The organism is Chitinophaga barathri, from assembly GCF_003807585.1.
Taxonomy (GTDB): domain Bacteria; phylum Bacteroidota; class Bacteroidia; order Chitinophagales; family Chitinophagaceae; genus Chitinophaga; species Chitinophaga barathri.
In genome coordinates this window covers 87,812-103,084 of sequence record NZ_RMBX01000014.1, presented here as the reverse complement: position 1 = coordinate 103,084, position 15,273 = coordinate 87,812, and the positions used below count along the sequence as shown (strand labels likewise).

Annotated in this window: 10 protein-coding genes; 3 read left to right on the top strand and 7 right to left on the bottom strand. The window is 52.9% G+C overall.

Features of this window, described 5'->3' with window-relative positions:
* The first annotated feature begins 3 nt into the window (after positions 1-3).
* On the top strand, positions 4-831 hold the full coding sequence (locus EG028_RS23175) for a CheR family methyltransferase (protein ID WP_206614508.1): 828 nt from the start codon (positions 4-6) through the stop codon (positions 829-831).
* A 64-nt stretch (positions 832-895) separates the two neighbouring features.
* Here EG028_RS23175 and EG028_RS23170 read toward each other — a convergent pair whose 3' ends face one another.
* The 5 genes from EG028_RS23170 to EG028_RS23150 all read right to left on the bottom strand — a co-directional run bounded on the left by EG028_RS23170 (position 896) and on the right by EG028_RS23150 (position 8,882).
* The gene (locus EG028_RS23170; RefSeq protein WP_120518782.1) at positions 896-1,282 is read right to left on the bottom strand and encodes a response regulator; all 387 of its coding nucleotides are present in this window, start codon (positions 1,280-1,282) and stop codon (positions 896-898) included.
* 87 nt (positions 1,283-1,369) lie between these two features.
* The gene (locus EG028_RS23165; protein WP_120518783.1) at positions 1,370-3,187 is read right to left on the bottom strand and encodes a beta-N-acetylhexosaminidase; all 1,818 of its coding nucleotides are present in this window, start codon (positions 3,185-3,187) and stop codon (positions 1,370-1,372) included.
* Position 3,188: 1 nt separating this feature from the next.
* Positions 3,189-4,100, bottom strand: a complete 912-nt coding sequence (locus EG028_RS23160) for a DUF5017 domain-containing protein (protein ID WP_120518784.1) — start codon at positions 4,098-4,100, stop codon at positions 3,189-3,191.
* A gap of 30 nt (positions 4,101-4,130) precedes the next feature.
* The gene (locus EG028_RS23155) at positions 4,131-5,714 is read right to left on the bottom strand and encodes a RagB/SusD family nutrient uptake outer membrane protein (protein WP_120518785.1); all 1,584 of its coding nucleotides are present in this window, start codon (positions 5,712-5,714) and stop codon (positions 4,131-4,133) included.
* An 18-nt stretch (positions 5,715-5,732) separates the two neighbouring features.
* Positions 5,733-8,882 carry a SusC/RagA family TonB-linked outer membrane protein gene (locus tag EG028_RS23150; RefSeq protein ID WP_120518857.1) on the bottom strand — a complete coding sequence of 1,050 codons (3,150 nt, stop codon included), beginning with the start codon at positions 8,880-8,882 and terminating at the stop codon, positions 5,733-5,735.
* Between the two features lie 327 nt (positions 8,883-9,209).
* Between EG028_RS23150 and EG028_RS23145 the strand changes: the two genes are divergently transcribed.
* On the top strand, positions 9,210-10,028 hold the full coding sequence (locus EG028_RS23145; RefSeq protein WP_120518786.1) for a VOC family protein: 819 nt from the start codon (positions 9,210-9,212) through the stop codon (positions 10,026-10,028).
* An 822-nt stretch (positions 10,029-10,850) separates the two neighbouring features.
* On the opposite strand, the gene EG028_RS23140 is transcribed toward EG028_RS23145, so the two are convergent.
* Positions 10,851-12,974: a M3 family metallopeptidase gene (locus EG028_RS23140; protein WP_120518787.1), complete on the bottom strand. Its 2,124-nt coding sequence runs from the start codon at positions 12,972-12,974 to the stop codon at positions 10,851-10,853.
* Between the two features lie 126 nt (positions 12,975-13,100).
* Positions 13,101-13,511, bottom strand: coding sequence for a hypothetical protein (locus EG028_RS23135; protein ID WP_120518788.1), 411 nt, complete (start codon positions 13,509-13,511; stop codon positions 13,101-13,103).
* 230 nt (positions 13,512-13,741) lie between these two features.
* Between EG028_RS23135 and EG028_RS23130 the strand changes: the two genes are divergently transcribed.
* Positions 13,742-15,244 carry a PepSY-associated TM helix domain-containing protein gene (locus tag EG028_RS23130; RefSeq protein ID WP_120518789.1) on the top strand — a complete coding sequence of 501 codons (1,503 nt, stop codon included), beginning with the start codon at positions 13,742-13,744 and terminating at the stop codon, positions 15,242-15,244.
* Positions 15,245-15,273 lie beyond the last annotated feature (29 nt).

Genomic DNA, 15,273 nt, shown 5'->3' with positions numbered 1-15,273 from the left:
GAGATGATGGAGGAATTTGGGGTGCAGGACGCACAGATAGACGCATTGCTGGAACAGATCCTGGACAGGTACGGATATAATTTCACGCATTATGCGCGGCCTTCCCTGAAACGCAGGATCAACCGGCTGTATATGCTGGACCGGTTCCGGGACTTTGAAGATTTCAGGAACAGGATACAGTACGACGCGGATTATTTCAGGCACTTCGTGGAAGAGATCACGGTGAACGTTACAGAGATGTTCCGCGACCCGCATTTTTACCGGTGCCTGCGGCAGGAAGTATTGCCTAAACTGGCCGCCGCCCCCCTGATACGCATCTGGCATGCGGGCTGCTCCACCGGCGAAGAAGTGTTTTCCATGGCCATCATGCTACAGGAAGCCGGCCTGCTGCAAAAATCGCTGCTGTACGCTACGGATATCAATCCCGGTGTACTGGAAAAACTCAGGAAAGGGATCTTCCCGCTGCGGTACATGAAACAATTCTCCGAAAACTATATCCTCAGCGGCGGCACCGAAGATTTTTCCAAATACTACTCCGCCCGCTACGACTGGGCGAAGTTCGACGAACAGCTCGTCAAAAGAATGGTTATTTCCCCGCACAACCTGGCCACAGACCGGTCCTTCAACGAATTCCAGCTGATCCTGTGCAGGAATGTGCTCATTTACTTCAACAAAGAATTACAACACAAAGCCCTCCAGCTCTTCGATGACAGCCTGGAAATAAACGGTTACCTGGCGCTCGGCGGCAAGGAAAATCTGAAATATTCCCCGATCGCGTATAAATACCGCCAGTTCCCGGACCACCAGCGCATCTGGAAAAAGAACATTTAACGGAATATGTGCCCATTCCGCGTAAACATAGCAGCGGGCAACCTATTCAGTCAGCCGGAAAAAATCAGTTAAAATAACGTTTGAGGATCTCCTTCAGCGAAGCGATACTGTATTGTTTCACCACGTAATCCGTCGCGCCAAGCTCTTTGGTGTCCTGGATATCCTTCGGGTCCGAAGAAGTAGAGTAGATCACTACCGGGATGGAAGCCAGCATGGGATTGCTTTTGATGGCGGTCAGGCAGTCTTTGCCGGTCATGCGCGGCATATTGAGATCCAGGAAAATGAAACTGGGAACAAAGTTCTCCTCCGTTTGCAGCATTTGCAAACCCTTGATACCATCATCCGCAGTCAGGCAATACACTTCCTCGTTTACATCCTGTAAAGCAAGTTTGAATATTTCCTGGTCATCCCTATCATCATCAATCAACAGGCAGCTAAGTTTGTGCTTCATTTGGATTGAACAATCTTTTTGTAATGAGCAAAGGTAATAAAAGCGAAATGAAAAAGTGTAGCCCGGCGCACAATACCGGGCTATATTTTATTTACGCGCGGCTTTTTTGGTAAGTTCCGCCAGATCAAGGTTTAATTCCCTGCCGGCCGGTCTTCCCTGCCGGTAAGAAATGACCCGGATATGATGAGCGCCTTTCGGAATAGCAACGGGGGCGCCGGTATAGCGGGGATAAAAATTATCGGGGCTGGTATCGTCGAAACTATAATGAATATCAAGCCCTTCCACTTCCGCGGCTAAACGGATGCAGTAAGTACTGTCCGGCATAATGACGGCATTTACGAGCGGTTCCAGGTATGCGGTGGCATATTTTACGCCGGCGCGGTCAAAGCGCGGAAACTGGGCCTCCATACGCCCGGTAAACCGGGGCCAGTTCAGGCTGTCCCTGGGCGACCACAATACTTCGGCCAGCGCCAGCGCCCGTGGCCAGGTCATATATTGGAGTTTCCGCTCGTTGGGCACCTGTTCCGTCCAAAGACTGCCCTGCCCGCCAAGTACGTTGGTTTCCAGCGCACCATCCGCCAGCGGGTCAAAGGCGTAGCAGCTGCTGAGGCGGCAAACGGTGAAAGGACCGTTTTCCAGCGAAGGATCGTTTTGATAAAAATCGAGGTAGGTAAAAAATGCGGGCGTCATCACTACTTTGTGTCCCGCCTGCGAAGCCAGCGCGCCGCCTTTGGTGTTTTTCCAGCTCATCTGCGCCATGCCGGGCACCATACTGCTATCAAGGTTTTCGTACCAGCCCATTACCTTTTTGCCTTTGCTCTCCACGATCTTCGCCACGCGGCCGATAAAGTAGGTTTGCAATGCTTCCGCGCTTTTAAGTCTTTCGCTATTGATGCGACGCTTGCAATGCGGGCATTTGTTCCAGTAGATCCGCTGTACTTCGTCACCGCCAACGTGAATGTATTCGCCGGGAAACAGTGCAGCCACTTCCGTGAATATTTTATCCAGCGCGGCGTAGATGCTGTCGTTTCCGGCGCAGAGCACATTCGCGCGCGAGGTATTCCATGGATCGCCGGCCAGTACCTGCTGCGGCTGTTTGGTACAGCTCAGCTCCGGATAGGAGGCAATCAGCGCAAGACTGTGGCCGGGCACATCTATTTCCGGCACGATGGTCACAAATCTTTTGGCGGCGTATTGTACCATTTCACGGATATCGTCCTGCGAATAAAACCCGCCGTCAGTAGCCGCTTCACCAGGCGCGGGTGCGGGCATGCCTTTCCAGTAACCGGTGCGCGGCACTCTCCATGCACCCACACTGGTAAGCTTCGGCATGGATTTGATCTCTATGCGCCAACCCTGGTTGTCCGTAAGGTGGAGATGGAACGTATTGAGTTTGTATTTCGCCATCTGGTCGATGTAAGAGAGGATCACCGCTTTGGAGAAAAAATGACGGCTCACGTCCAGCATCAGGCCGCGCCAGGCGAAGCGGGGCCGGTCCGTGATCTCCATGCAGGGAATACCGCGCTCCGCGGGAAGCAGCTGCAACAGGCTTTGTATGCCGTAGAACCAGCCCGCGGGCTGGTGAGAAATTATGTTGATCCGCCCCGGTAATATTTCCAGCCGGTAACCTTCATTGCCCAATGAATCCGCGCCCTGCAGAAAATAAATACTGCCGGGACCAGTAGCAGCTGTTTTTAGATCTATACCCGTCAGCTCCCTGACAGAGGCGGCTAATAGCTTTGCCAGCGCGGTATCCGGGGCCACAATACGCATGCTCTGTTTTATAACAAAACTGCCTTTTGTTCTCACTGTTTTTGCAGGCACGGGCAGGATAGAAATATTTTGCGCGGCCAGAGGGCTGGCCGCGCAAATGAATACAATACATCCGAATAAAAAAGACTTCATATTAAGGCACTATAGTCAACGTAATTTCTTTCACAACTGTTTTTATTTCCTTCGAGCTGGTATTCGATCCTACAAAAGTGACGGTGTAGGTGCCGGGTTTGGCGAATACATAGCTGTAGCTTTCTTTCCTTTTGCTGTAGTCTTTGATGGCAGTGCCTTTGTCCGGCGCTACTTTGGTAACCCAGATAGGTTTGGTGATCATCCAGTCTTCGGATACTTCCAGCGTGCCGTTTGGTGCAAACTGGATATTATCCGCGGCCACCGCCCATTTGTTGGCCTTATTGATCACGTCAATGGCCAGCCAGCCCGCGGATACGTGATTCACGAGGGTATTCGGAGAGCCGCCGGGCAATGTGCTCGTCAGCGAGAAACCGAGAATACGCCAGGTACGCTGTGTGGGGGTGGCGCCGGGCGGTTTTTCACCGAGGTACTGGAAACCGAGATACAGCGGTTTGCCTTTTACCACGAGGTCGGAGAGGTCCGCTTTGCCGGAAGGTGTGTTTGCGCTCAGGCCGCCGCCGGGCGCGGTAGCCAGCGTAAAGCGGCTGGTGATGTCCACCCAGCTGCTCTTTTTTACATTGGCGGAGTCGTAGATGCCCGTGAATTCGTTGGAGGCTACTACCTTCAGGTTGTTCGCCTGGCTGCCGTATAGCACGCGGCTGATGAATTCCAGCTGGGTAACGCCGGCTTCCATATCCGTACGGTCTTTGTAACGGTATTCTTTACCAGGCTCGCCGGAGTAAAATGTAATGATGTCCGGCTCGCCGGAGAAAAAGAAAAGCACGGAATCTCCCGCTTTATATTCCGCTTTTTCGGCACGCGCTTCGAAGGCTGGAAGCTCCACCACATCCCGCTTGCAGGCGAAAAGAAGGCTGATGGCGGCCAGGGGAAGCATATTTTTATACTTGAACATTTGTCGATGATTTAAGGGTTGCTGAATTGATTACCATTCCGGGTTTTGAACAAGCGCTTTGTTGATCGCCATTTCGGAACTGGGTATGGGCAGCAGCAGGTGGCGCTGGCCCAGGTTGTCCCCGTGGCGGGAAGCGTATTTGTAAGCCGCCGGCGCCGTAGTAGTGATCTCGTTCGCAAGGTCTTTCATCGTGGTGATGTAAATGCCCCAGCGGATGAGGTCGTGGCGGCGGATGGCTTCAAAACCAAGCTCCAGCGAACGTTCTTTTCTAACGGCATCGCGGAAGGAAACCTGGTCCAGGCCATCTGCAAGGTCCGCGTCCGCAGCAGGATCGGGAGGCGTGGGCAGCAGCAGGCCATAGGCTCTTCTTCTTACTTTGTTCACCGCTTCGTAGGCTTCGGCGGTCGGGCCGCTCACTTCATTGTCCGCTTCGGCGAACATCAGCAGCACGTCGGAGTAGCGGAGCACAGGGAAGTTGATGGAAGAGGTGTTGATGTTTTTGGGAAGGGCTGTTTCATATTCCCTTCTCCACTTTGCATTACACCTGTTATAAATGGAGGTAGCCGGGTAAGGTATTTTTGAATTCACCACACCGCCTACGGTGCCGTAATAATAAGCGTTGCTGGTCCAGTCGCGGCGCAGATCGCCCGCGCCGAACGCGCGGTAATATCTTTCGGTGATGTGCACCGCGCCGTAGCTGTACATGCTCCTGTCCGAAGAACCGATGCCGTTGATGGAGCCCACGGAACCTTCTTCGTCCTGGCTGCCGTTGTTCACTTTGTTGAACTCCACTTCCCACAGCACTTCTTTTGTATCGTATTTATCCTGGCACTGGTTGATGAAGATCTGTGCGTAATTCGGATTTAAAGTATGACCGTTCGCCGGTTCCATGGCCTTAAAAGCCCATTTGCGCGCTTCTGCCCAGCGGGTGGCGTCGTTCAGCGGATACCCCGCCATCTTCAGGTTCACCCTGGCGAGGATGCCCCATACTACAGACTTCGTGATACGGCTGTTGTAAGTATAGGCGCTGATCGGGTTCACCAGGTCCGCCGCCGCTTCCATGTCTTTTACGATGAAGGCGTATATCTCTGAAGAAGCGGTTCTGGCACGGCTTACATCGTTTACATTTTTGATGGATTCCAACCGCACCGGTACATCGCCCCAGTTGCTCACCAGCATAAAATAATAATACGCCCGCAGGAAAAGCGCCTGGCCTTTGGCAGCCTTGCGTTTGGCCTCATCCATTTCCACATCGGCATTGTCGATGTTCTCAAGGAATACGTTCGCGCGGTTGATGCCCTGGTACAAAAGGTTCCAGAGCGTGTTCACCTTGGTGTCCGACGAATTGAAGTTGTTGATGGACAGGTCGATGGTAGTGGTGGACAGGGCGTTGAAACCTTCGTCGCTCATATCCAGCTCAAAGAACAACGTACGGCCATAGGTGCCGGTTTTACCCAGCGGGTCGTAAATGCCGCTGAGCGCGGTATTCACGTCGTTCTCCGTTTTGAAATAATTTTTCGGCAGGGGGAAGTCCGTGGGCGTTTTATCCAGGAATTTGTTGCAGGATATGGCGCCGGTGGACAATATCAGGAAGCTATACAGGATGTATTTCATGTTCTCGCCATTTTGAAATTAGAAGGTAACGTTTAAGCCTACGGTAGCTGTTTTCGGCCGCGGGTAAGCGGAGTAGTCGAAGCCGGGCGTAAGCGCGCTGTTGCGGATGGACACTTCGGGATCATAACCGGAATACTTCGTCCAGGTGTACAGGTTCTGCGCGGTGGCATATACGCGGATGTTGCTGATCTTCGCTCTTTTCAGCACGCTCTGCGGGATGTTGTACCCCAGCTGTACGGTTTTCAGGCGAAGGAAAGAACCGTCTTCCACCATCCAGGTGGCGTAGGTCTTCATGGTAGTGCCTTTCACACGCGGGATGTTCGATTCGGGATTCTCCGGGCTCCAGTGATTCTTATAAGAGGCGTACTGGTTCGTGTTGTATTTATAACCGGTTTCCAGCATCAGGCGGTTCGCATTGTAAATGTCGTTGCCATAAGACCACTGGAAAAAAATGCCGAGGTCAAAACCTTTGTATTCGAAATTGTTGCTGAAGCCGCCGGTATGCACGGGCAGCGGGTTGCCGATCACCGTTTTGTCGTAATCGTCTATCAGCAGGTCGCCGTTCATGTCTTTGTATTTGATGTCGCCGGGCTGTACCTGTGTGCGCACTTCGCCGTTGGCGGTTACGTTGTCTTTGAGGATGTAATTTTCACCTACTTTATCGAAGTCTGAATATTTATATACACCGTCTGATACATGGCCGTAGAACTGTGCTACAGGCGAGCCAACCCTGGCGATGTACGCCGGTATCAGCACCCAATCGTCTCCCCAGTACTGGGTCGTGAGCATGGAGCGTTCGTTTTCCGCCAGTTCCAGTACCTTGTTGCGGTTAAAAGAGATGTTGAAGCTGGAATTCCAGTTAAAGTCTTTTCCTTTCACCACGTTCGCAAAGAGGCTGATCTCCAGGCCTTCGTTGCGCACCTTGCCGATGTTTTTGAACTGCGTGGCATAACCGGTACTGCCGGGAAGGTTCGCGTTCAGCAGCAGGTTGCTGGTGTTTTTGCGGTATACGTCCACCGCCAGTTTGATGCGGTCTTTCAGGAAACCGAGGTCCAGGCCGATGTCTGTCTGCGCCGTCCTTTCCCATTTCAGGTCCGGGTTGCCCATGGAACCGGGATAGCTGCCCGGGTTCTGGATGTTGCCGAAGGAATAGCCGCCGGTGGTGGGCGTGATGTAGTTCATATAATTGGAGAAGTTACCCACGTTGTTGTTTCCCGTGATGCCCCAGCTGGTGCGCAGTTTCGCGTCCGAGATAAAATGCAGTGACTGCATGAAGGGCTCCGCGCCGAAACGCCATGCGAACGCGCCGGAAGGGAAGGAGCCCCAACGGTTGCCGTTGCTGAAGCGGGAAGAGCCGTCCGTACGGAAAGATGCCGTGAACAGGTACTTCGACATAATATTATAATTCACCCTGCCCAGGAATGAAGCCAGGCTCCATGCGGAAGAAGTGGAGGTGATCGATAAAGGAACGCCTTCATCCAGGCCGCTCAGGCCAAGGCCCTCGTTGGGCAGCAGTTTGGCATATGCGCCAAACGCAGAGCTGGCGCCTTCCTGCATGGTAAAGCCACCGAGTACGGACAGGCTTTGGTGCTGGTTGATCTTTTTATTCCAGGTCAGCGTGTTTTCATTCAGCCAGCTGGAAGAGTTGATATAGGTCATGCCGCCGTTCACCTGGTTGTTCGTGGTAGGGTTGCCGCTGCGGGAAAGGCCGTTGTTAAATACGTCCACGCGGGTGGCGCCTTTGGTATAACCGATGCTGCTCCTGAATTTCAGGCCGGGCAGGATGGCGTATTCGCCATAAGCGTTGATGGAGAAATTGTCGTTGTAGTTTTCGCGCAGCTCGTTTTGGGTGGTGATGATGGGGTTCCACCTGAAATCAAAACCAGGCTCTACTTCGGGGTCCGTCCCTTCCTCGATGAGGTTGGAGGTAGAGTTCAGCAAAGTGATGGGGCGGTAGGCCCATACGCTGAAGAGTAGGTTCAGCTCGTTGTTGTAACTGCTGGAGGAAGTGGGCGTGCCGTACCGTTTTACGTTCGCATACGCGGCGTTCATCCCTACTTTCAGTTTGTTGGACACGGTGTGGTCCAGGCTCAGGCGGCCCTGCAGCCTTTTGAAGCCGGAGTTGATGATGATGCCCTGCTGGTCGAAGTAAGAAAAAGAGGCGTTGAATTTCGTTTTGTCATTACCGCCGCCGAGCGAAAGGTGATGGCTTTGCATAGGCGCGGTTTGCATCACCTGGTCTTCCCAGTTGATGCCCTGCACGTTTTTATAATATTCCAAAGGCAGGGTGTCCTTCACGCCATTCTGGTTCCTGATGCGGTAGAGCGTCATGGTCATGAGCGGATCGATGTCGTTCTGGAGTTTGATGAACTCGTAAGGGTCCAGTACGTCCAGGCGTTTGTTGCTTTCCTGCCAGCCGAAGTAGGTATTATAATTAATGGTGGTTTTGCCGGCTTTACCGCGTTTGGTGGTGATCACGATCACGCCGTTCGCGCCGCGGGCGCCGTAGATGGCGGTGGCGGAAGCGTCCTTCAGGATGTCGATGGATTCGATGTCCGCAGGGTCCAGCGCGTTGATGGGATTGCTTTCGTTGTCCCCGCCCGGGTTCTCCATGGGGAAGCCGTCTATCACGTAGAGGGGCGAGTTGTTTTGGGTAACGGAGTTACCGCCGCGGATCACGATGTCTATAGCGGCGCCGGGGCGGCCTTCGGAGGAGGTTACCTGTACGCCCGCCACGCGGCCGGCCAGGGCTTCGTCAAAGGATTTTACGGGCGCTCTCTGAAGGTCCGCCACGTTCACGCTGCCCACCGAGCCGGTGAGGTCTTTGCGCTGGACGGTGCCGTAACCTACTACCACTACCTGTTTCAGGGCCTGCGGGTCCTGGACGAGCACGGTGTTGTACACGGTGGCTTTGGTGAGCGTCACTTCTTTGGTGAGGAAGCCGATGCTGGAGAATACGAGGATCCCTTTCAGTTCCTGGGGGCTGAGGGTGAATAGGCCCTGTTCATTGGTGGCGGTGCCTGTTTTGGTGCCTTTTACCATAATAGATACACCGGCCAATGGTTCCCCATCTTCCCCGGTAACCTTTCCGGTGATCTTAACGGCTTGTGCTGCTGATGTGAGGGATGCCAGCATCAGCAACAGGATAGCGAATGTTGTTTGTTTCATTAGCGTACTTGTGGTTGATATGTTTCGAGATACTTGCGTTTTGTCCGTGGTATGCATAGCGTGTTATCAAAGCAATAGTTGAAAAAGCGGTATAGGAACGTGGCACTTCCCGGCAAAGGCCGGCTGATTACTTAGTTAATTATTTTAAAAGCGAGTTTCAAGTTAATAATTAATATTTTAATAGTATAGTACTTTTTAAATAATATTATTTACTAAGCTCCTTTGATACAAAAATGATAATTAATTAATAGAGAGGAAGATAAACGGGTTAGAAAGTATAGGATATGCGGGGCTGAATTTTGTATTTTGGGAGTAATTCCAATCGTTATGAAACAACTTGTCATGAGTTTGCTGCTGTGTATAGCCGCCGGAAAAGCGGGTGCGCAGCAGGTTCAAAGACCGGAGATCACCGGTATCGCTTATGTTGAGATTCAGGTGAGCCACCTGGATTCAGCCGTTAAGTTTTATGGGGATTACCTGGGCTATCCGCTGCAAAGGACGCCGCATACCCTTATTGCGCAGGTGAATGCCCGGCAGCACATCCTCCTCAGGGACGGCCTGCCGCCCACGCAGGACGACCGGCTGCTGAGCCTCGCTTTCCAAACCTCCGATTTAGCCCGAATGAAGGCTTATTTACTCCAGAAAGGGGTAAGTGTCCAACCCGGGCCGGATAAGTCCGCTATCGGCGTAAAAGACCCCGATGGGCATAAGATCTTATTCGTGCAGCTGGAGGTGGGTAAACCGGCGGCTACCCCCGCCATCTCGGATCGTATCCTTCACGCGGGCCTTACCGTGGCTGATCCCATCCGTGCGGATTCTTTTTACGCCGCCATCCTGGGTTTCAGCGAAACCTGGCGCGGCGGCGCCACGGACAGTGTTACCAGCTGGATCAACATGCGCCTTCCCGAAAGCACGGATTACCTGGAATACATGCTCGTAAAACCACCGGCAAACCGCCGCCAATTGGGCTCCGCCCATCACATCGCCCTGATGGTGCCCGATATGCAGAAAGCCGTGGACGCCCTGCGTTTCCGCAATGGCGGCGTGCCTTCTCCCCGCATCGGGCGAAACAACCGCTGGCTGCTGAACCTTTATGATTCGGATGGCACCCGGGTGGAGCTGATGGAGCCGTTCACCGCCCGGTAAACGGTTGCTGCACGTCGTATCCCCTGTACTTAGCGCAAACTGCACAGGCGATGGCGTTTCTAACCGGCCTCTAACCTACGTCTAACCTAGGTAAAAACCCGGTCTAACCGGCCTCTAACCTACGTCTAACCGGCCTCTAACCTACGTCGCCTTTTTTTCGTACAATCCTTTGTCATGAGCATGACAATGTGGTGGGTGGAGGGGTGAAATTTGGTTCTTATCGGGTCTACCTCGGTTCTATACCGGGTCTACATCGGGTCTATATCGGGTCTACACCGGGTTTGCACCGGGTCTACACCGGGTTTGCATCGGGTTTGCACCGGGTTTACACCGGGTTTGCACCGCAAATCATTGTAAGCCTATATCAGGACAAGACCGGGCAAAATGCCGGCTAACCTTTGTCTAACTCACCGTAACCTTTGTAAAAGCCGGTGTAACCTTTGTCTAACCTTTATGTAACCTTTATGTTTTTCGGGAAAAAATGGCTGCCCGTACCGTTGAAGTATAGATACTCCATAGATACTCCTACGATACGCCTGGGATAGTGTATGGTGAGTGTATGGACGGGGTGCTTTTGTCATGAGTATGACAATTGGCGTCTAATAGCGGTGTAAGAGTAGTGGTAGTGTAGTAGTAGAGTAGTCTAATAGTAGTGATAGAGTAGTAACAAGTAGCGAAGCTGTTCCTAAGCAGTATAGAAGTAGCAGACAAGTAGTAAACGGGACCGGTAATAAAAAGACCGGAACACCGTTCCGGCCTTTTTAATCATTTTATCCCGGCAAAGGCATCATTTTAAAATTTTACCCCGCCTGTATCTGAGTTTTAATTTTCCAGCCCACGGCTCTTCAGCAGGAACTTCACCTCCGGCGCGCGAAGGCGGAAGGCCTTATAAAGGTCCATCGGCTCCACGGTGCCGCCTTTTTCCAGCACATTCGTACGGAACGATCTGGCCGTAGCAGGATCGAAGATATTGCCGGTTTCCTTAAACGCGGCAAAGGCGTCATTATCCAGTACTTCGGACCAGATGTAACTGTAATACCCCGCGGAATAACCGCCGGAGAAGATATGCTGGAAATAAGTGCTCTTGTAACGCGGCGCTATCTGCGGGATGAGGCCGAGTTTATCCATCTGCTGTTTTTCAAAAGCGGGCGCGTCCACTTTCGTGCCGGCAGCGATGGTATGATAATTCATATCCAGCAGCGAAGCGGCCAAATATTCCACCGTGGCAAATCCCTGGTTGAATTTGGACGCTTCTTTCATTTTGGCTACCAGCGCATCGGGCACCAGTTCGCCGGTTTCATAATGTTTGGCGTACATCTTCAGTACTTCAGGCTCAAAGGCCCAGTGCTCCATGATCTGCGAAGGCAGCTCCACGAAGTCGCGGGGCACGGAAGTGCCGGAAAGGGTTTCGTACCGAACGTTGGACAGCAGGCCGTGCAGCGCGTGGCCAAACTCGTGGAAGAAGGTTTCCACTTCATCGGGCGTGAGCAGCGCGGGCTGGTTGCCGTTCGGTTTGGTGAAGTTGCATACGATGGATACCACCGGCGCAATGCGTGTTCCTTTTTCGGTGGCCTGCTTGCGGTAGGAGGTCATCCATGCGCCGCCGCGTTTGGACGCGCGCGGGAAAAAGTCCATATAGATCACACCGATGTGCTGCCCGTTTGCTTCTTTTACCTCGTAAGCGGTCACGTCTTCCCGGTACACGGGAATGTCCTTCAGTTGGGTGAACGTGATGCCGTAAAGTTTTTGGGCGGTGGCAAAGATGCCTTCGCGCACGTTCTCCAGCTTGAAGTACGGGCGCAGTTCCTCAGCGTCGTAGTTGTATTTTTCCTTTCTTACTTTATCCGCGTAGTAAAACCAGTCCCAGGCTTCCAGCTGTTCGTTTTTGCCCTCCCGGTCCATTACTTTCTGCATTTCGGCGGCCTCGTTTTTGGCAACGGGCAGTGCGGCGGTCCAGAGTTTGTTCAGCAGTTCGTTTGCCTGCGCGGGCGTTTTAGCCATGTTTTCTTCCAGTACAAAGTCCGCATGTGAGGCATAACCCAGCAGCGCCGCTTTTTCCGCGCGCAGGGTAGCCAGCCGGGATACGATCTCTTTATTGTCGAGCGCATCGTTGTTGTTGCAGCGGTTGGTATAGGCTTTATACATTTTTTCACGGAGGGCGCGGTTCTGCGCGTATTGCAGGAAAGGCATCACGCTGGCGTTGTGCAGGGTGAAACGCCATTTGCCTTCTTTGCCGGCGTCTTTGGCGGATGCCGCGGCGGCCGCAGTCACGGAGGCGGGGAGGCCTGCAAGGTCCTCCTGTTTGTCCACGATCATTTCAAAACCGTTCGTTTCGGCCAGCAGGTTCTGCCCGAATTTTACGGTGAGCAGCGACAGCTCCTTGTTGATGTTGCGCATCTGCATCTGCTGCGCTTCGCTGAGTTTTGCGCCGCTGCGCACAAATGCCTTGTATGTTTTTTCGAGCAGGCGGTACTGTTCGGGGGTGAGTTTGAGTGTGGCGCGATGGTCGTACACGGTTTTTACCCGGGCGAACAAATTCGGGTTCAGGTAAATATCGTCGCTGTGCTGGGCCATGCGCGGCGCTATCTGTCGGCTGAGGGCTTCCAGCTCAGGATTGGTATTGGCGGAAGTAAGGTTAAAGAAGACCGTGCCGGCAAGCTGCAATTGTTTGCCGCTTTGCTCCAGCGCCGCAATGGTGTTCTCGAAATCGGGCGCGCTTTTTTGTGCGGTGATCGCTGTTATCTTTTCCTGTTGCTGCTGCATGCCGGCTTCAAACGCGGGCATAAAGTGCGCTGGTTTGATGTCTGTAAAAGGCGGCACCTTAAAAGAAGTGGTGTAAGGCTGTAACAACGGGTTGTCCGCGGCCGGCGCCTGGCCGGATAAAGTAGTGGCTGTAGTCATGCTGATGGCGAATATCAGGTTGCGGGAAATGTTTTTTGCCCTCATCGGTTAGATTTTGAATGTAAAGCTGGCTAAAGCCTAAAAATAACAAAAAACACGGAGGATATAAACGGAACAGCCCGCAGGCTTCAAAACCTGCGGGCTGTTTTTATATTTTATTGCTCATGTATCTTAGCGTACACGCCTCACCCTGATCTGCCGGGAAAAACTCGGCGTCACTGTCCGGATCATGATCATGCTGTCCCCCTTTATCGTATACCGGTAACCCTGCACGGTGGAGGAAGAGGCCATTTCTATGCCGTGAAAATAAATACTGTCCGCCCCGACCGTGTAATACCGCTGGCCCTCCATTTTCAATTCGTTGTCCGAGGCCGGGATCTTCTGGATAAAATCGTATTTATCGCCATCATGAAAAGACAGGTAAATATCCAGGATATCCCTCTTGAGGTCGCCTTGCAGCGTATAGGTTATGCCTTGGTAATGATAATCTCCGAAGGGAGCATCGGGATTAATATCCTTTTTATTTTTTTTACAGGCAAAAAGCAGCAGTGTGGAGAGAAGCAGGAGGACTAGGGACCGCATAGCTTAGGTTTTATTTCTGTTTAAACGGAGCGGGGCCGGCGGATGTTACAGGCCCCACGCCATTAATTTACGTGTTTTACCTTAAAATAACCCTTCCAACCCGGGCATATAGGCAGTACTGCTCAAGTTTTCCGGTTTGGCGTAAAGAATTTTCCTTTTGCGTAAATGCCCTGGTTGTTTTTTAGCCACATTTGCCCTCCGGCAATCCGGGCCAACGCTAAATCATCATCATGAAACATCTCCGGCTCCAATGGGCGAAGCACCAGCAGCGCTGGTTCGGCAAATGGCACCTGTACCTGGGTATCGTCGCGGGCGCTATTGTGGCCTTTGTAGGCGTCACCGGCAGCATCCTGGTGTTCCAGGACGAAATAGACCGGGCGCTGAACCCGGAGCTGTTCCTCGTCATGGAGCAGCAGCACCGCATGAGCATCCCCGAAGTAGTGCCTGTCATCAAAAACAAATACCCGGACATACGTTTCGATTACCTGCTGATGGACGTGGAAGACAAGCCCAACCGCGCTTACCGGCTTTTTAACTTTAATACGGAAGACGAGTTTTTTATCAATCCATATACCGGCGGGCTAAGCGGGAAACGTATTCATGAAAGTTCTTTTATTCACATCGTCACGGAGCTGCACCGCACGCTGCTGATACCCGTGGCGGGAAGATATATTGTGGGCCTTTCGTCGCTCTGCCTGCTGATACTCACTATCAGCGGCCTCCGGCTCTGGATCCCGCAGAAGTGGAACCAGCTGAAGGCTATGCTGACGGTGAAGTTCAGCGCCGGGTTTAAACGCCAGAACTACGACTGGCACAATGTACTCGGGTTTTATTCCTCGCCTGTGGTCGCTTTGCTGTCGCTCACGGGTTTCTGCATCACCTTTTCCCCGCTGGTGATCGCATTGCTTTTTATACTGAACGGCCAGAACCCGCAGGGCGTGGCCGCGTTGCTGGGCGCACAGTCCACGTACACGGCGGGCGCCAAAACCTTGTCGCTGGACGAAGTAGTGTCCATCACAGGAGAAACGATGCCGGGCGCAAGGATCGCCGGGCTGGCGTTTCCGGTGGACAGCACCGGCAATTACCGCCTGGACCTCGTTGGCCAGGGCGCGCCCAAAAGCGGCAAGCGCGAAATGCTCATCCTGGACCAGTACAGCGGCAGGGTGCTGCTGAACAGCAGGACGGACTTTCCCCCATCCGGCAATGCTTACCTCAGCTGGCTCACACCGATACATTACGGCAGCTTCGGCGGCAGGCCTACGCAGGTGCTGGCCCTGATCGGCGGGCTGATGCCGCTGGCGTTGTTCGTCACCGGTTTTATCATCTGGTGGCCGCGTTACCGCAAACAAAACGGCAAACCGAAAGAACGCATCAGGATACTGATCCACACCGGTATCAGAAGCAGGATGCAATACTTCTTCACCATGTTCAAAAAAGGATGCAGGTATGCCTTGTATTGCCTGGCGGTGACGCTGCTGATGGGCGTTTTGTACGGGCTGGCCTCGGGGCTGGTGATTGAGCCCGCCGTGTTTGCCGTATCGTTCACCGCTTTGCTGGTGGTGATGAACTTCCTGGTGGCGCTGCCCGTCTGGGGTGTTCACTTCTTTTTCCTGGCGCCGTTCAGGAAAGGCAGCAGGAAGATAGTGCGGTATTTTGCGTTGAGTCTTTCTTTCCTGTTGGTGTTCCTGGTGAGTTATCTTTTACTGATGAATACAGGAATGGGGATATTTTAAAAGAGGATTGATTAATTTCAGGCTTTGCT